The 19,364-nt window shown below is 72.7% G+C and carries 5 protein-coding genes; 2 read left to right on the top strand and 3 right to left on the bottom strand.

The annotated features are described in order from the left end of the window. The first annotated feature begins 389 nt into the window (after positions 1-389). Positions 390-683 carry an acyl carrier protein gene (locus J5X86_RS48920; RefSeq protein WP_208523050.1) on the top strand — a complete coding sequence of 98 codons (294 nt, stop codon included), beginning with the start codon at positions 390-392 and terminating at the stop codon, positions 681-683. 55 nt (positions 684-738) lie between these two features. Then, positions 739-1,815, top strand: coding sequence for an HAD-IIIC family phosphatase (locus tag J5X86_RS48915; RefSeq protein WP_308124979.1), 1,077 nt, complete (start codon positions 739-741; stop codon positions 1,813-1,815). A gap of 73 nt (positions 1,816-1,888) precedes the next feature. On the opposite strand, the gene J5X86_RS48910 is transcribed toward J5X86_RS48915, so the two are convergent. From J5X86_RS48910 to J5X86_RS48900, 3 genes are all read right to left on the bottom strand, one after another. Beyond that, entirely contained in the window at positions 1,889-2,803 is a 915-nt protein-coding gene (locus J5X86_RS48910; protein WP_208523048.1) for a LysR family transcriptional regulator, read from the bottom strand. A gap of 282 nt (positions 2,804-3,085) precedes the next feature. Then, complete coding sequence (locus J5X86_RS48905; RefSeq protein WP_208523047.1) at positions 3,086-14,185, bottom strand: type I polyketide synthase; 11,100 nt, start codon at positions 14,183-14,185, stop codon at positions 3,086-3,088. Positions 14,186-14,190: 5 nt separating this feature from the next. Beyond that, positions 14,191-19,347 carry a type I polyketide synthase gene (locus J5X86_RS48900; RefSeq protein WP_208523046.1) on the bottom strand — a complete coding sequence of 1,719 codons (5,157 nt, stop codon included), beginning with the start codon at positions 19,345-19,347 and terminating at the stop codon, positions 14,191-14,193. Positions 19,348-19,364 lie beyond the last annotated feature (17 nt).

The following is a 19,364-nucleotide window of genomic DNA, read 5'->3' as shown; positions in this document are numbered from 1 at the left end:
GACGGCCACCGACGTTCGACAAGGCCGACTACAAGCATCGGCACGCGGTCGAGTGCGGGATCAACCGACTCAAGCGACACCGCGCGGTCGCCACGAGATACGACAAACTCGCCGTCCGCTACGAAGCAACCGTGCTGGTCGCAGTCCTCAACGAGTGGCTGTGACCAGCACTTTCGCAACAGACCCTAGCGTCTCCAGTCCAGGCAGCGACAGCACCTGGACCGACAACACTCCATGGCGCCGCCATCCGTGCACGGCCATACCTTCCGCATCAGCCGGACCGGAAATTCCCTCTTCGAGCCCTGTGGCCCGCCGAGGGAAAAGGTGCGCCGCGGTGATCCGGGCCGCGGGGCGGGGCGCGGTTTCTCTGACGAGGAAGAGGTGCTTGCATGAGTGGGGAGAAGGCCATCACCGCTGAGGAGATCGAGCAGGAGATCACGGCGTTCATCCTGGGGCGGGTGAAGGCGGAAGTCCCCGCCGACCAGGACCTGTTCGCCTCCGGGCTGGTGTCGTCGATGTTCGCGATGGAGCTGGTCGTCCATGCGGAGCAGGCGTTCTCGGTGCAGATCCTGGGGGACGACCTCAAGCGGGACAACTTCCGTTCCGTGGAGGCCATGACCGCTCTGGTGCTGCGGTTGCGCGACGCCGGGCAGCCCACCGCCGAGCAGCCCGCCGATGCCTGAGCCCCTCGTCGGGCCACGCCGTGTCGATGGCGACGAACCGAGACGAGGAGGAGCCGTGACGGAACCGGCCACGATCGTGAAGTGCCTGGTGTGGGATCTCGACAACACCCTGTGGCAGGGCACGCTGCTGGAGGATGGCGAGGTGACGCTTCCCGCCTCGGTCGAAAAGCTCATCGCCGAGCTGGACAGCCGCGGCATCCTGCAGTCGGTCGCCAGCAAGAACGACCACGACCAGGCATGGAAGCGGCTCGAAGCGCTGGGCGTCGCCGAGTACTTCATCCTGCCGCGTATCGGCTGGGGCCCTAAGTCGGACGCGGTGCGCGAGATCGCCGCCGAGCTCAACTTCGCGCTCGAGACGATCGCCTTCGTCGACGACCAGCCGGCGGAGCGGGCGGAAGTCCAGTTCCATCTGCCGGAGGTCCGCTGCTACACCCCCGAGCAGTTGCCGGGCCTCGCCGTACTGCCGGAGTTCAGCCCGCCCACCGTGACCGTGGACGCGCGCCGCCGACGGCAGATGTACCAGGCCGGATTCCAGCGGAAGTCGGCCGAGGCGGAGTTCACCGGGCCGAGCGAGGACTTCCTGCGCTCCCTCGGGCTGGTGATGCGCATTCAGCGCGCCACGGAGGAGGAGCTTTCCCGGGTCGAGGAGCTGACCCTGCGCACCAGCCAGATGAACGCCACGGGGGTGCACTACTCCATCGCCGACCTGCGGGCACTGCTGGCCGACCCTGACCACGAGGTGCTGGTGGTCACGCTCACCGACCGGTTCGGGCCGCACGGCGCGGTCGGCCTGCAACTGCTGGAGAAGCACGCACAGCTCTGGCATCTGAAGCTGCTGGCCACGTCCTGCCGCGTGGTGTCGTTCGGCGCCGGTTCGGTGATCCTCAACTGGCTCGTCGACGAAGCCTCGCGCGCGGGTGTCCATCTGGCCGCCGACTTCCGGCGGACCGAGCGCAACCGGATGATGGAGATCGCCTATCGCCTCGCCGGCTTCACCGGTGCGCCGTGCGACTGCCGGGCCGGGCTCGCCCCGCCGCGGGAGCCGGGTGTGGAGCGCCTCCACCTGTTCCCCGAACCCCACGACCCCCCGCCGACGATGGAGCTGCGCGCGCCCAGCCTGCACAGCGCCTGAACCGGAACGGGCCGGCGGCGGCACAGCCGTCGGCCCGTTCGGCGTCGGGCGGAAAGGACCGGTCGGCGCCGGGTCAGAGCCTGAGTCCCGCGGAGACCTCCAAGATCTGGTGACGAAGCCAGCGGTGGGCCGCGTCCTGGTTGTTACGTGGATGCCAGTACATGGCCTCGGTCAGCGTGGTCATGGGCACCGGCAGCGGCATCGTCTTGAGCCCCATCCCCTCGGTCTCGCGCACGAGGAGTCCCTGGAGCACGGTGACCAGACGGGTCCCGGGCACCACATGGGGGGCCATGGCGAAACCCCCGATGTCGGCGGCGACCCGGAGCCGGGCGCCCACGCGGTCGAAGTAGGACTCCACGATCGAGGTCATCGGCCCGTTCACCCCGAGAAACGGCAGCCGTCGCAGCTCCTCGACGGTGATGGAGTCACCCACCCCGGGGTGGTTCTCGTCGACAGCCACCACGAACTCGTCGGTGAACAGCGTCTCGCTGAAGAAGCCGGACAGATTCTGGGCGAGGCTGGTCGGCCAGATCAGCAGATCGCACTGCCCCCGGCGGAGCTGGTCGATGAAGTCGGCTTGCGCGGGGAATACGTTGATGCGGATGTTCAACGACTCCGCCTCCACTTTGCGCAGAATGGGCCAGATCAGCACCGCCTGGGCGTAGTCGCTGGCGATCACGGTGAACGTGCGGGGAGGGCCATCGGAGGGATCGAACGTCCTGCTCGCGCCCATGACGGCCTGCACCGCCGAAAGGGCCTCCTGCGTCGGCCGCACCAGCGACTCGGCCAACGGGGTCAGCGTCATCCCCCGCCCCTGCCGCACGAGCAGCGGATCCCCGAAATGGCTCCTCAACCGGGCGAGCGAGGCGCTCATCGCCGGTTGTCCCACGAAGACCCGCTCGGCCGCCCTGGTCACACTACGTTCGGCCAGCAGAGCGTCCAGGGCGATGAGAATGTTGAGATCGATATTGCCAAGGTCGTCCGACATGTGTGCGCCGCTTTCCCAGGGGACGGTCACGCCCGCCGACATGGTGCCCGGCAGGCTGTCGGCTCGCGCACGCGGACGCCCGCGGGAACGGCCTGACTCACATCTTCCGGTTCGCCGCGGGCATAACGTCGGCGAATCAGCAAACGCCAGGCGTTTCCCCAGGGGTTCGGGTTCGCCGGTGGCGGAGCCGCCCCGGGACGCGCGCCGCGCCCCTGTGCCGCAGCACGAAGGGGGCAGCCGCACGCCACCGGGGCTATCGGCCGACCGAGGCGGCCTCGGGCCTCAGAGCACCGTGTGCTCGGCCTCGGTCAGCCACTCGGCCACCAGGGCACCCGTACGGGAAGCGTGCTCCTCCATGAGCGTGTAGTGATCACCAGCCGTGGTGCGGATATCGGCATGTGCAACGACCGCTGGGGATCCGTCACCAGCCAGCAAGGGCACCTCGGCCCGTACGGACAGCACAGGCACGGGCAGCGGCGCCGCGGACCATTGCGCGAACAGGTCGCAGTTCCATGCCATCGCCGACAGCCCGGTACCGGTCAGGCCCCGCACGACGTCACGGCGGTCCGTCATGCCGCGCATCAGCGCCGAGACGAACTCGTCCATCCTGTCCGGCGGGGGCAGATACGTGTCCAGCAGCACGACCGACCTCAGCGGTGCGCCGCGTTCGCTCAGCAACGCGGCCATCGCCAGGGCGAGCAGCCCTCCCGAGGAGTATCCCACCAGGACGAACGGGTCGTCCCCGGTCCTGGCGAGGACCCGCTCGGTCTGCACTTGGGCCAGGACCTCCCCCGACTCCGCCAGTGGCTCACCGTCGAGGAATCCCGGGGTGGCCAGGACGTCGACCGTGCGGCTGCCCCGGAATCCGGAGGCGAACCGGGCGTAGGTGTAGGCCCCCGCCAGTGGCACCAAGGGGGTCAGGCAGACCAGCCGGGGGGCTTCGGCACCCGACCCCAGTGGTGTGAAGGCCGGGGTCCCGGGCTCGGTCCGGAAGGTCGGGCGGTTGCGGGCGACGGTACGCAGCAGGTCGAACGCCCGCGTCCCCTCGCCCGCCTCGAACGCCGCCGCGCACAGGTCGGCGACCAGGTCGGTGGACGGTGGTGCGGGCGCGGTCGCCGCGTCGGGCTCGGCGCCCAGATGGGCCAGGAGGTGCTGGGCGAGCCGGGCCGGGGTCGGGTGGTCGAAGGCGATCGAGGTGGGCAGCCTGAGCGAGGTGGCCGAGGCAAGGCGGTTGCGCAGTTCGACGGCGGTCAGCGAGTCCAGACCCAGCTCCGCGAACAGGCCCGCCGGGTCGATCTCCTCGGTGCCGCCGTAGCCGAGCACGTCGGCCGCCGTGGCGCGCACCATCTCCAGCAGCCCCTCCTCGGTACGCGCCGGCTTCGCGACGGCGGTGCCCGCCGCCTTGCGCGGTCCGCGCACCAACCCGGCGATCAGCCGGGGCGGGTCCGGCAGGTCGCGGAAGGCCGCCAGGTTCAGCCGGGCGGCGACGACTTGGGCGTCCCCGCCGGTGGCCACGGTGTCGAAGATCGCATGGCCCTGCTCCTCGGCCAGCGGCAGCAGACCCGACCGCGCGAAGCGCGCGTGGTCGAGCCCTTCGGTCATGGCGCTGGGGAGGTCCCACAGCCCCCAGTCGATCGACACCGCGGGCAGCCCCTGCGCCCTGCGCTGCTGGGCGAGGGCGTCGAGTACGGCGTTGGCGGCGGCATAGTTCCCCTGCCCCGCCGCGCCGAACACACCCGCGGCCGAGGAGAACAGGACGAAGGCGCTGAGGTCCAGGTCCTGGGTCAGCTCGTGCAGCAGGTGGGCGCCCCCGGCCTTGGGCAGCAGCACCGTCTCCAGCCGGTCGGCGTCGAGTTCGCCGATCGTCGCGTCGTCGAGCACTCCCGCCGCGTGCACCACGGCCGTGAGGGGGTGCTTCGCCGGGACGGCGCCCAGGACTCGGCCCAGTGAGGCGCGGTCGGCGATGTCGCAGGCGGCCACGGTGACCGACGCGCCGGCCTCGGTCAGTTCGTCCCGCAGTTCCCGGGCTCCGGGTGCTTCGATGCCTGTGCGGCTCACCAGGACGAGGCTGCGCACGCCGTGTGCCCGGACGAGATGCCGGGACAGGGACGCGCCGAGGCCGCCGGTGCCACCGGTGAGCAGCACCGTGCCGTCCGGGTCCAGGTCCCGGCCGACGGTCAGCACGACCTTGCCGACATGCCTGGCCTGGCTCAGATAGCGGAACGCGCTCGGGGCCCGGCGTATGTCCCACGTGGTGACCGGCAGGGTCATCAGCTTCCCGGTGGCGAACAGGGTGAGCAACTCGGCCAGCATCTCGCCGATCCGCTCCTCCCCCGCGTCCGACAGGTCGAACGGCAGATAGTCCACGCCGTCAGGGTGGTTCTCGCGGACGTCGGTCCTGCCCATCTCCGCGAACCGGCCGCCCGGGCGCAGCAGCCGTAGTGAGGCGTCCACGAACTCGCCCGCGAGCGAGTTCAGTACGGCGTCCACTCCCGTACCGCCGGTGACCTCGGTGAAGGCCCGCTCGAAGTCGAGTGTCCGGGAGGAGGCGATGTGGTCCCGGGCGACCCCGAGTCCGGCGACGGTGTCCTGTTTGGGCTCGCTCGCGGTGGCGAACACCTCGGCGCCCCACACCCTGGCGAGCTGGATCGCCGCCATGCCGACACCGCCCGCCCCCGAGTGCACGAGGAGCCGCTGCCCCGGCCGGAGGTCGATCAGATCGCGCAACGCGTAGTAGGCGGTGAGGAACACGGCGGGCACGCTCGCGGCGCGGGCGAAGCTCCAGCCGTCGGGTATCCGCGCCAGCAGCCGCTGGTCGGTGACGGCCATCGAAGCGAACGCGGCGTCCGCGATGCCGAACACCCGGTCGCCGGGGCGCAGGGCATGCACGCCGGGACCGACGTCGAGCACCACTCCCGCGGCCTCCACGCCGAGCCGGGTCAGATCACCGGGAACCATGCCGAGGGTGATCAGCACGTCCTTGAAGTTCACCCCGACGGCACGGACCGCGACGCGGACCTGCCCGTCGGTCAGGGGCTCGGCCGTACGGGGGGCGAGCGCGAGATCGTCCAGGCTGCCCGTGGGCGAGGCGGTGAGGTGCCATGCCTCGCCGACGGGCGGTTCCAGCGCGGCGGGTCGACGGGTCAGCCGCGGCGCATACCGGTCCGCGTCCCGCAGGGCGATCTGCGGTTCCCCGGTCGCCAGGGCGGCGGAGAGGCCGGCCGTGGTGACGGGCCGGTCGGTGTCGAGAAGGACGAACCGCCCGGGGTGCTCGGACTGCGCGGTGCGCAGCAGGCCCCATACCGCGGCCTGGTGGGGCACCGGTTCGTCCGAGGGCCGTACGGCCACCGCGTCGCGCGTCAGCACCACGAGCGGTTCGGGACGGTCGGTGGCGATCGTGGCCTGCACCGCGGCCAGTATCCGGTGGAGTGAGGACGAGTCGACGGCCGTGAGCACGATCGACGTGTCCGAGGGCACGGCGGACGGCTCGGGGAACACCGGAACGCCGAGACCGTGGTCGGCCTCGGGGCCGTCGAGGACCGCCCACCCGCGGTCGTCGGCGGGTTCCGGCTCCGGAAGCGGGACCCAGCCGACGGTGAACAGCGAGTCCGCGGGCAGGGCGCCCGTGCCGGGCTGGGCGAACGGCCGGGTGAGCAGGCGGCCCGCGTGGAATACGAGCGCTCCCTGACCGTCGACGGCGGTGATCGACATCGCGTCGGGCCCCGCCGGGGCGAGGCGGACGAACAGCTCCCGCGCGCCGCGCGCGTGGAGTTCGGCATCGGACCACAGGAACGGCAGTCCCGGCTCGTCCCCGCCGGCGAGCGTCATCGCCTGGCAGGCCGCGTCCAGCAGCGCGGGGTGCAACTGGAACCGGTCCGCGGGGACCGCGTCGGCCAAGGCCACCTCGGCGAACAGCTCGTCGCCCGCCCGCCACGCCGCGCGCATGCCACGGAACGACTCGCCGTACCGGTAGCCGGCGCTGTCGAGTTCGGCGTAGAAGGCATCGAGTGCGACCGGTTCGGCGTCCGGCGGCGGCACCGGCGTGAGCGAAGGAAGCGGTGACGCCGACGCCGAGAGCCGGCCCGTGGCGTGCCGCACCCAGTCGTGCTCGCCCCGGCTGTGCACGGAAAACGGCCGGTCCCCCGACTCGTCGGGGCCGTGCACGGTCAGCTGGATCCGGATGTCGCCGCCGGTCAGTACCAGCGGCGCCGCCAGGACGAGTTCGGCGACGCCACGGCAGCCGGTCTCGTCGGCGGCCCGGACCGCCATCTCCAGGAACGCCGTGCCCGGCAGCAGCACCGAGTCCCGCACCACATGGTCGGCCAGCCACGGCTGGGTCCGAGTGGAGAGGGTGCTGGTGAACACCACGTCCGGCGAACCGGCCAGCTCTTCGGCGGGGCCCAGCAGCGGATGTGTCTGGCCGGGGCGCCGCAGCGGCTGAGCCGTCGGCCAGAACCGCTTGCGCTGGAAGGCGTACGTGGGCAGTGCGACGGCCCTGCCGCCGGGCAGCGCGGGGCTCCAGTCCACCGCCACCCCGCGGGTGTGGGCGTCGGCGAGCGAGCGCAGGAAGCGGTCCATGCCGCCGTCGTCACGGCGCAGCGACGCGACGGTGTGCACCTGCTGGTCCAGTGCCTCCGCCGTCTCGTGCAGGGCCGCCGCCAGCAGCGGGCGCGGGCTCATCTCGATGAACACGGTGTGCCCGTCCTCGATCAGCCGGCGGCCGGCCGTCTCGAACAGCACCGGGCTGCGCAGGTTGCGGTACCAGTAGTGCGCGTCGAGGGTCGCGGTGTCCAGGCGTCCCCCGGTCACCGTGGAGTAGAACGGGACGTCGGCGCCGCTCGGGCTCAGTTCGGCCAGCTCCCCGAGCAGCGCGTCCTCGACCGCCTCGACGGCGGAGGTGTGCGAGGCGTAGTCCATCGGCACCCGCTTGGCCGCGGGCACGGCTTCCAGTACGCGGTCGAGTGCGCTGTTGGTTCCGGCGACCACCGTGGACGACGGCCCGTTGAACGCGGCGATCTCGACGCCGTCGAAGCGGACGCGTTCGGGAGCGACCGGAACGGACAGCACTCCGTGGTCACCTGAGAGGCGGTCGGCGATCACCCGGCCGCGTCGCACGACCGCGACCGCCGCCTGTTCGAGCGGCAGCGCGCCCGCCACGCATGCGGCGGCGTACTCACCGAGGGAATGCCCGACCACGGCGGCCGGAGTCACTCCGTAGGACTCCCAGAGCCGGGCCAGCGACACCATGACGGCGAACAGGGCGGGCTGGACGACATCGGCCCGCCGCAGCATCTCCTCGTCGCCGAGTGCCTCCAGCAGGTCCCAGTCCGCTTCGGTGGCCATCGCCCGTGCGCACTCGGCCATCGAGTCCGCGAACACGGGCGAGGACTCGATCAGGGCCCGTCCCATCCCCGCCCAGCTCGAGCCCTGGCCGGGGAAGACGAAGACGGGGCGCGGGTCCTGGCCGGCGGCCACGGCGGAGGCCACCGAGGGTGCGGAGGTGCCGCCGGCCAGCGTGGTGAGCCCGGCGGCCAGTTCGGCGCGGTCCCGGCCGAGGACCACGGCCCGATGGGATTGCTGCGATCGTGTGGTGACCAGGGACCAGCCGATGTCGATCGGATCGGTCCCGCCGTCCAGCAGCGCGGACAGACGGCTCGCCTGCGCGGCGAGGGCGGCCGGTCCCCGGCCGGATACGGCCAGCGGGATCAGCGCGGTCTCCCCGGTGGCCCGTGGCTCGGCGGGCGGTGGCGTGTCGGCCTCCAGCACGACGTGTGCGTTGGTGCCCGAGATGCCGAACGCCGAGACTCCGGCCCGGCGGGGTGCGCCGGTGTCGGGCCACTCAGTCCTGCCGTGGGCCAGCCGGACGCTGCCCGCCGTCCAGTCCACATGGGACGAGGCCGTGGTGGCGTGCAGGGTCGCGGGCACGGTGCCGTGGTGCATGGCCAGCACCGTCTTGATCACGCCCGCGACGCCGGCGGCGGCCTGGGTGTGGCCGATGTTGGACTTGAGCGTCCCGATGAGCAGCGGTCGTGTCCGGTCCTGTCCGTAGGCCGCGGAGAGGGCGTGTGCCTCGATCGGGTCACCCAGGGGTGTCCCGGTGCCGTGCGCCTCGACCACGTCGACGTCCCGCGCGGTCAGGCGGGCGTTCGCCAGGGCCTGGCGGATGACCTCCCGCTGGGCACGGCCGTTGGGTGCCGACAGGCCGTTGGACAGGCCGTCCTGGTTGATCGCCGAGCCACGCACCACGGCCCATACACGGCGTCCCGCGGCGCGGGCGTCGGACAGGCGCTGCAGGACGAGCATGCCCGCGCCTTCGGCGAAACCGGTGCCGTCCGCGGAGTCGGAGAACGCCTTGCACAGGCCGTCGGGGGCCAGCCCGCCCTGGCGGGAGAACTCGGCCAGGCCCAAGGGGGTGGTCATGACCGTGACCCCTCCCACGAGCGCCGTGGTGCAGTCGCCGTTGCGCAGGGACTGCGCGGCCAGGTGCAGGGCGACCAGCCCGGAGGAACATGCCGTGTCGACGGTGACGGCGGGTCCCTCCAGCCCGAGCGAGTACGCGATCCGGCCGGAGAGCACCGAGCCCGCGCTGCCGGTGCCCACGTGGCCGGTGGCGTCGTCGGCCTCGGCGCCGGTGAGGAGCGCATAGTAGTCCTGTCCGGTGCTGCCGAGGAACACTCCGGTGCGGCTGCCGGCCAGGCTGCCGGGCGCGATGCCGCCGTGTTCCAGCGCCTCCCACGAGGTCTCCAGGACCAGCCGCTGCTGTGGGTCCATGGCCAGGGCCTCCCGGGGGGAGATCCCGAAGAACTCCGCGTCGAAGGCGGCGATGTCGTCCAGGTAGGAAGCCGTGGTCACGCAGTCGTCGGGCAGGGCGGCGAGGTCCCACCCCCGCTCGTGCGGCGGCGGTCCCACGGTGCTGCGTTCCTCGGCGAGCAGGTTCCACAGCTCGTCGGGCGAGGTGACGCCGCCGGGAAGGCGGCAGGCCATGCCGACGATGACGATCGGATCGGTGGTGACGGCCGGGTCGGCCACCGTGTGGGTGCTGGTGGTCCCGTCCGGTGTGCCGCTACCGGCCTCCGCGCGCAGGTGGTCGGCGAGCGCGGCGGGCGTCGGGTGGTCGTAGACCACGGTGGTCACCAGGGAGAGCCCCGTCACGGCGTTGAGGCGGTTGCGGAAATCGACGGCGGACACCGAGTCGAATCCCAATTCGTGGAATGGCCGGTGCGGGTCGACGTGCGCCCCGGAGGCGTAGCCGAGCACGGCCGCCGTCTGGGCGCGTACGACCGCGAGCGGATCGGTGGCGTCCGTCGGGGCGGTCCCCTCGGTGAGCAGCGAGCCGACCTCGGGGATCTGCGAGAGCGCCGGATTGGGCCGCAACGCGGTGACCGCCGTGTGATAGCGGTCCCATGCGATGTCGGCGAGCACGATCGCGCCGTCACCGTGCTCCACGGCCGTCCGCATCGCCGCGGTCGCGTCCTGCGGGGACATCCCCGGCACGCCGTGCCGTCGCGCGGCCTCCCCGAGGGGACCGTCGCCCATCCCGTCCCCGGCCCACACGCCCCAGCCGATCGACGTGGCCGGCAGCCCCTCGGCACGCCGGTGTTCGGCCAGCGCGTCCAGGTAGGCGTTGGCCGGTGCGTAGGTGCCCTGGCCCGAGGCACCGACCGTGCCGGCGAGCGAGGAGAACAGCACGAACGCGTCAAGGTCGAGGTCACGGGTGAGCTCGTGCAGGTTGGCCGCGCCCTGTGTCTTGACCGCCAGGACCCGGTCGAACTGCTCCATGGTCAGGGCGTCGATGGCGGCGTCGTCCAGTACGGCGGCGGTGTGCACCACGGTGCGCAGCGGTGTCGCCGGGTCGACGGAATCGATCACTTTGGCGAGGGCGGCGCGATCGGACAGGTCACAGGGGACGATGCTGATGCGCGTACCGAACTCGGCGAGATCCGTGGCCAGTTCACTGGCGCCGGGGGCTTCCGTCCCGCGCCTGTTCACCACGATCACGTGTTCCGCGCCCTCGGCCGCCAGCCAGCGCACGACATGCCGGCCGAGTCCGCCGGTGCCACCGGTCACCAGGGCGGTACCGCGGACCTGCCAGTCGCCGCTGCCCTCCGGACGCACGGGGGCCCGCAGGATCCGTCGTCCGAACGCTCCGTGCCGGTCGATGCGGACCTGGTCCTCGTGGGTGTCACCCGACAGCACGGCGGCGATCCGGCGCCGGCCCGCATCGTCCAGCGGCTGCGGCAGGTCGATCAGACCGCCCCAGGCGCGCGGTCGCTCGAACCCGGCCACGCGGCCGAATCCCCACGTCATCGCTTGCGCCGGGGAGCGGGTCGCGTCCCTGGTCACGCACCACAGCGGTGCTTCGACGCCCGCCGCGCCCAACTGCTGCACCAGCCGCACGGTCCGGGCGAAGCCCTGGGGGACGGCGGGGTGGTCCTGCTCGGGGTCCTCGTCGTGGGCCAGCAGCGCGAGGACACCGGCCGGTTCGGGGAGGGCGGCGAGGTCTACCTCGTCCGGTGCCCGGACCGCCACTTCGGCGCCGTACTGCCGCAGCGCTTCGACGACGCAGTCGGACCAGGCGTCGGGCGTGTCCGTGACGACCAGCCAGGTGCCGGTCAGCACCGGATCGGCGGGCAGCCGCAGCGGCGTCCAGTGGGCCCGGTAGCGCAACCGGTCGAGGGGGTTTTCCGCCGGTGCGGGGCCGCTGGTCGTCCGCTCCGCGGGGGTCACCCAGTAGCGCTCACGCTGGAAGGGGTACGTCGGCAGCTCCACGGCGCGGGCCTCGGGCAGCGCCGCGGTCCAGTCCACCGGCAGGCCGTGCAGGTCGGCGGCGGCCAGCGAGGTCAGCATCCGGTGCAACCCGCCGTCGTCGCGGCGCAGGGTGTCCAGCACCGGGCCCGCGGCGGTGGTGTGCGCGAGCACGGGGTGCGGGCTGACCTCGACCATGACCCCGTGTCCGTCCCGTACGAGGACGTCCATCGTGTCGGCGTAGTTCACCGTCTGCCGCAGATTGCGGGACCAGTACCCGGCGTCCAGCGCCGTGGTGTCCAGGCGGGAGGTGGTCACCGTGGAGTAGAACGGCACGTTCCCCGGGCGGGGCCGAACCGGTGCGAGCGCCGCCAGCAGGTCGGCCTCGATCCCGTCGACATGGGGCGAGTGGGCGGCGAAATCCACCCCGGCCAGCCGCCAGCGCATGATCCCGGCGGCCGACAGGCGGCGCTCGATGTCGTCCAGCGCCGCCGGGTCACCGGAAATGGTCACGTTCTGCGGCCCGTTGACGGCCGCGATCGACACGGCGCTCTTCCCGTCGTCCGCCAGCAGCTCGCGCACCCGGTCCGGCGCGGCCATCACCGACATCATCGCGCCGCGCCCGGACAGCCGCTCGCGGATGAGGCGGCTGCGCAGCGCCACGATACGGGCGCCGTCCTCCAGTGACAGGCCACCGCTGACGCAGGCGGCGGCGATCTCGCCCTGGGAATGGCCGATCACCGCGGCGGGCTCGACACCGAACGAGCGCCACAGCGCGGCGAGCGAGACCATGACCGCCCACAGCGCCGGCTGCACGATGTCGACCTGGGCCGGCGCCTCTTCGTCGGTCAGCACCTCCCGCAACGACCAGTCGACGTACGCGGACAGGGCCTTCTCGCAGTCCTGCATGGCCTCGGCGAACACCGATGACTCGTCCCACAGCCGGGCGCCCATCCCGGCCCACTGGGAGCCCTGTCCGGGGAAGACGAACACGACCCGCTCCCCGCGAGCCCGCTGACCGACTCCGAGTACCCGCTCCCCCAGGGCGACGGAGTGCAGCACCTCGATCGCCTCGGCACGGTCGTGCACCGGCAGCACGGCCCGGTGCGGAAACCACGCGCGCGTGGTCGCCAGCGTGAACGCGACATCGGCCACCGGCTCCTCGCGCTCCAGCAGATGCGCGCGCAGCCGGGCCGCCTGGGCGCGCAGAGCGCTCTCGGACCTGCCGGACAGGATGAGCGGCACCGGGCCGGAGTGCTCCGTACGGGGCTGCTCCTCGGGCGCGGGAACGTCCTCCACGATGACGTGCGCGTTGGTCCCGCTGATCCCGAACGACGAGATGCCCGCCCGGCGCGGGCGGTCGACGGCGGGCCACGGCCGGGCCTCGCGCAGCAGCCGCACCGGACCACCGGACCAGTCGACGTGCCGGGACGGCCGGTCGACATGCAAGGTCATCGGCAGCCGGCCCGCGCGCAGCGCCTGCACCATCTTGATCAGACCGACCAGCCCGGCGGCCGACTGCGTATGCCCGACGTTGGACTTCACCGAACCCAGCCACAGGGGGTGCTCGCGGTCCCGGCCGTAGGTGGCCAGCAGGGCGTCCGCCTCAATCGGGTCGCCCAGGGTGGTGCCGGTGCCGTGCGCCTCGACGGCGTCGACCTCGTCGGCGGGGACTCCGGCATCGGCGAGCGCCTGCCGGATCACCTCTTCCTGGGCGGCACCGTTGGGCGCGGACAGCCCGTTGGAGGCGCCGTCCTGGTTGATCGCGGAACCGCGTACGACGGCGAGTACCGGGTGTCCGAGCCGCTGGGCGTCGGACAGCCGCTCGACGAGCACCGCGGCGACACCCTCACCGAAGTTGGTGCCGTCGGCGGCGTCGGCGAACGCCTTGCAGCGCCCATCGGCCGCCAGGCCGCCCTGCTTGGAGATTTCGACGAACCCGTGCGGTGCGGAGATCACCGAGACACCGGCGACCAGCGCCTTCGAGCAGTCGCCCTTGCGCAGCGCCTGTGCGGCCAGATGCAGGGCGACCAGGCCCGAGGAACAGGCGGTGTCGACCGTGACAGCGGGTCCGCGCAGGCCGAAGGTGTAGGCGATCCGTCCGGAGGTGACACTCGGCGCCGTACCGGTGGCGACGTAGCCCTCCGCGGCGTCCGGGTTGTCCAGGAGGCGGATCAGGTAGTCGCCCGGGCCCGCACCGACGAACACGCCGGTGCTGCTCTCCCGCAGCGCGTCGGGCGCGTATCCGGCGCGTTCGAACACCTCCCAGGCCGCCTCCAGCAGCAGCCGCTGCTGCGGGTCCATGGCGGCTGCCTCGCGGGGCGAGATGCCGAACAGGTCGGCGTCGAATCCGCCCACGTCGTCGATGAAGTAGGCGTCCGTGGCGAAGGGGCTCAGGGACTCCAGGTCCCAGTTCCGGTCCCGGGGGAAGGGCGCGAGCACGTCCCTGCCGGAGTCCACCAACTGCCACAGCTTCTCCGGCGAGTCGGCGCCGCCGGGCAGGCGGCAGGCCATCGCCACCACGGCGATCGGCTCCCTGGCCGCTTCGGTCAGGGCCCGGTTGTGCTCCCGCAGTCGCTCGGTCTCCTTGACCGAGGAGCGAAGCGCGTCGACGAGGCGGTCGGGTGAGATCGTCATGTCGGTCATCCTTCGGAGGTGTGCGGGTCGGCCGTGCCGAGCGCGAGGGACATCAGCTCCTCCACGTCGAGGCCGTCGATGTCCACGTCGGTCAGCGCCCCCTCGCGCTGGTGCTCAGCCCCGGCCTCCTCCGAAGCCGCCCCGGCCTCCTCCGAAGCCGCGGCGGCCTCGGGAAACAGCTCGGTGGCCAGCTTCCGGGCCAGCGCCTGAGGGCTGGGGTGGCTGAACACCGTCGTGGCGGGCAGCCGGAGCCCTGTCGCCGAGTTGAGGCGGTTGCGCAGTTCGACGGCGCTGAGCGAGTCGAAGCCGATCTCGCTGAACGCCCGCAGCGGTTCCACCCGGTCGGCGGTGAGCCCGAGGACAGCGGCCGTATGCGCGCACACCAGGTCGGTGAGCACTCGCACCCGCTCGGCGGCGGGAACACCGGCCAGCAGCTCGGCGGTCGAGGTCTCGGCGACCGGCGTCGCGGCGACCACCCGGCGGACCCGGCGGCGCACCAGGTTGCGCCACAGCGGCGGCAACTCCGTCTCGCCGGACGGGTCGACGTCGATGGGCAGCAGCAGCGCCTCGTCGCGGGAGAGCGCCTGGTCGAACAGGTCCAGCGCGGTCGCCGCGGGCAGCGCGCGGACACCGGAGCGGGCGATCCTGGCTCGGCCGGTTTCGCTGAGCGTGGCGGTCAGCTCGCTGGTGTCCGCCCAGAGCCCCCAGGCCAGCGACTGCGCGGGCAGGCCCTCGGCGGCCCTGCGTTCGGCCAGTGTGTCGAGGAACGCGTTGGCGGCGGCGTAGTTCGCCTGCCCGGCGTTGCCGGTGACGCCCGCGGCCGAGGAGAACAGCACAAAGCCGGCGAGGTCGTCGGAGCGGGTCAGCTCGTCGAGTACCGCGGCGCCGTCGACCTTGGGGCGGAAGACCGCGTCGACGTCCGCCCGGCCGAGCGAGCCGACCAGGCCGTCGCTGAGGGCACCGGCGGCGTGCACGACGGCGGTGAGCGGGCGCCGCGGCGGTATCGCGGACAGGACATCGCGCACGGCCGCCCGGTCGGCGACGTCGCAGGCGGCGAAGGTCACCGAGGACGCGCCGAGGGCGGTGAGTTCCGCCTCCAGCCCGGCCGCCGCCTCCGTGTCCTTCCCCCGGCGGCTGAGCAGCAGCAGGTGCCGGACACCGCGCTCGGCGACCAGGTGCCGGGCGAGCGTGCCGCCCAGTGTGCCGCTCGCGCCGGTGAGCAGCACCGTCCCCGCCGGATCCCACGGCCGGGGCACGGTCAGCGCGACCTTGCCGACGTGGCGCGCCTGACTGACGTACCGGAACGCCTCCGCGGCGCGGCGGACGTCCCAGGCCCGGACCGGCAGCGGCGTCAGGGCGCCCCGCTCGATCAGGGCGGCCAGCTCGGCCAGCATGGTCCGGATGCGGTCGGGACCGGCGTCGAGCAGATCGAACGCCCGGTAGCGCACGGCAGGGTGGCGCAGGCCGATTTCGTCGGCGTCCCGGATATCGGTCTTGCCCATCTCCAGGAACCGGCCTCCCTCGGCGGTCAGCCGCAAGGAGGCGTCGATGAATTCGCCTGCCAGCGAGTTCAGTACGACATCGATCCCGTGCCCGCCGAGCGCCGGGCGGAAGGCGTCCTCGAACCGTGTGGTCCGCGAGGACGCCAGGTGGGAGGGGTCGACGCCACCGGCCCGCACCTCGCGCCACTTCGTGGGGTGGGCGGTGGCGAACACCTCGGCCCCCAGGTGCCGTGCGATCTGCACCGCGGCCATGCCCACACCGCCGGCCGCCGCGTGGATCAGCACCCGGTCACCGGGCCGGACACCCCCGAGGCCGGTCAGCCCGTAGTAGGCGGTGAGGAAGGCGACCGGCGCCGCCGCTCCCTGGGCGAACGTCCAGCCGGCGGGCAGCGGCGCCAGCGTGCGGTGATCGGCCACCGCGACCGGCCCGGCGTAGGCGCCGGTGACCAGGCCCATCACCCGGTCGCCGACCGAGAATCCGGTGACGCCCGGTCCGATCTCGGTGATCACGCCTGCCGCCTCGCCCCCTTCGGGCCGGTCCCCGCCGGGCACCATGTCGAGTGCGACGAGGACTTCCCGGAAGTTCACGCCCATCGCGCGCACGGACAGGCGGACCTCGCCCTCCGCCAGCGGTGCCAGCACACCGGGGGCGGGCACGATGCCCAAGCCGTCCAGGTTGTCCGCGGAGTTCAGGTCCACGCTCCACGCCTCGGTGTCCGGCGGCGGGGTGAGGGCGGGCAGGGTGTCATCGTCCGTGAGGCGGGGGGCGAACAGCCGGTCGCCCCGCACGGCGACGACGGGTTCGTCGCCGACGAGGGCGGCAGGTGGCACCTGCGGCGGGTCGGCGTCGGGATCGAGATCGATGACCAGGAAACGGCCCGGGTGCTCGCTCTGCGCCGAACGAACGAACCCGGCGGCGGCCGCGGCGGCCGGGTCGGGCGCGCGGCGCCGGCCGACCGGGAAAGCACCCACCGTCACCAATGCGAGCGTCACGGCGGCGAACCTGTCGTCGGACAGCCATGACTGGACCGCGGCCCTGGCACGCTCGGTGAGTTCGTACGCGGCGGCCGTCGTGTCGCCGGGCCGCGGCACAAGACTCAGCAGGGCGAGGCCGGGCGCGGGCTCGGTGCCCATCGTGGCGGCCAGCGCCTCCACACCGGCATACCGGTCGGCGTCCAGGCCGTCGAAGAGACACCGGCCGGACTCCGGCCGGTCGGACAGGACGGTCGTCCTCGGCGGGGGTGACGTGGCCGCGGGCGTCTCCGTCCAGTCGACACGCAGCAGCTTCGCGGTCCGCCCGCGGTGCGTGGAGACCGGCCTGCCCCCGGAGACCATCCTGGTGACGACCTCGCCGATGGTCAGGACCGGGACGTTCGCGGAGTCGGCGGCCAGGACCGACACGCTGTCGGTGCCCCGCGGCTCCATCCGTACGCGCAGCGCGCGGGCGCCGGACGCGGACACGGAGATATCCGACCAGGTGAACGGCAGAAACGTCCGGCCCTCCGCCAGGCTTCCGTGTGCCATCACCTGCAGCGCCGAGTCCAGCAGGACCGGGTGGAGCACGAAGTCTTCGGGGGAAGCCGCTTCCGGCAGGGCGATCTCGGCGTAGCGTACGTCCCCGTCGAGCCACACCCGCCGCACGCCCTGGAACACCGGCCCGTACACGAGCCCGTCCTCCGCGAGGGCGGCGTAGAAGTCGCCGAGGTCCGCCTCGACGGCGCCCGCGGGCGGCCACGCCTCCCACTGCGGCCCTCCGGCGGCGGGCTCGCGGGTCACGGTCGCGGTCGCGTGCAACACCCAGCCCGTCGTGGTGCCCGCCGCGCGCGAGTGCACCGTCACCTCACGACGCCCCTCGCGGTCGCCTCCCAACGCCACCTGGACGTCGACCCGCTCGTGGCCGTCGAACACCAGCGGTGTGTGCAGGGTCAGTTCCTCGACGCGCCCGCAGCCGGTCTCGTCCGCCGCCCTGAGCACCATCTCCACGAAGCCCGCGCCGGGGAACATCACCGAGCCGAGCACGGCGTGGTCGACCAGCCAGGGGTGGGAGTCGATGGACAACGAGCCGGTCAGCATGGCGCCGCCGGTCTCGGCGACCTCCAGGACCGCACCGAGCAGGCCGTGTCCGGCACCGGTCAGGCCGACCGCGGACACGTCGCCGCCGTGTCCGGCGTCGGTGAGCCAGTAGCGCTCGCGCTGGAAGGCGTAGGTGGGCAGGTCGACGAAGACGGGGGCGCGGCCTGCCCACAACGGGCTGAAGTCGACCGCCGCGCCGGCCGCGAACACCGCGGACGCCGAGCGCAGAAACTGGTCCATGCCACCGGAGCCGCGGCGCAGCGTGCCCACCGTTGTCGCGGGAGCGTTCACCTCCGCGAGGGTGTCCTGCACCCCGGGCATCACCACGGGATGGCTGCTGACCTCCACGAAGACGTCGAAGCCCTCGTCGGCGAGGCCGCGTATGGCGGAGTCCAGGCGCACCGGACGGCGCAGATTGCGCAGCCAGTACTCGGCGTCCAGCGCGGTCCCGGACTCGAACCGCCCGGTCACGGTGGAGAAGAACGGCACTTCGGCCTGTCCCGGGGTCACCGTCTTCAGCGCGCGCAGCAGATCGTCGGCGAGCGGGTCGACCTGTGCGGTGTGGGAGGCGTAGTCCACCTCGATCCGGCGGGCCCGCACTCCTTCTCGTTCGCAGTGCGACATCAGGTCGTCGAGATCCTCGGGCGTGCCGGACACGACCACCGACTGCGGGCCGTTGACCGCGGCGATCTCCAGCTCTTTGGACCGGGAGGCGAGCAGGTACGTCGCTTCCGCCAAGCCGAGCGGGACCGAGACCATTCCCCCACGCCCGGCGAGTTTCTCCGCGATCAGCTTCGACCGCACGCACACCACTCGCGCCGCGTCCTCCAACGACAACGCACCGGCCACACACGCCGCCGCGATCTCCCCCTGCGAATGACCCACCACCGCGGACGGCTCCACCCCGAACGACCGCCACAGCTTCGCCAACGACACCATCACCGCGAACAACACCGGCTGCACGACCTCAACCCGCCCCAACGCGTCCTCATCCCCCAGCACCTCGGCCAGGGACCACTCCACCAACCCCTGGAAAGCGCCCGCACACTCCTCCATCGCCGCGGCGAACACCGGCGAAGACCCCAGCAGCTCCACCGCCATCCCCACCCACTGCGACCCCTGCCCCGGAAACACGAAGACGACGTCGTGTGCGGACACACGCGCGGTGTCCGCGACGACGGCACCGCTGGGCTGCCCGTCGGCCAGGGCGCGCAAGGCGGTGCGTGCCTCGGCGCGGGTGCCCGCGACCACGACCGCGCGAGAGCGGAGAGCCGCCCTGGTGGTGCACAGCGCACGGGCGAGGTCGGTCAGGTCGTGGCGGCCTGTGGCGTCGAGCAACCCTTCCGCCTGTGCGCGCAGCGCGGCCGGGGTGCTCGCCGAGAGCACCAGCGGCATCACCATGTCCGTGGCCCCGGGCGGCGCAACGGGTTCGTGCTCGAACTCCTCGAGAATCAGGTGTGCGTTCGTGCCGGACGCGCCGAAGGAGGAGACGGCGGCGCGGCGGGGGCGGTCCACCTCCGGCCACGCACGGGCCTCGGTCAGCACCCGCACCGAACCCCACTCGACCTTCGACGACGGCGCATCCACATGCAACGACCGCGGCA

Source organism: Streptomyces sp. NEAU-YJ-81 (assembly GCF_017592595.1).
Classification (GTDB): Bacteria; Actinomycetota; Actinomycetes; order Streptomycetales; family Streptomycetaceae; genus Streptomyces; species Streptomyces hygroscopicus_B.
The sequence above is the reverse complement of the archived record's forward strand: the minus strand, read 5'-3'. Positions and strand labels throughout refer to the sequence as shown.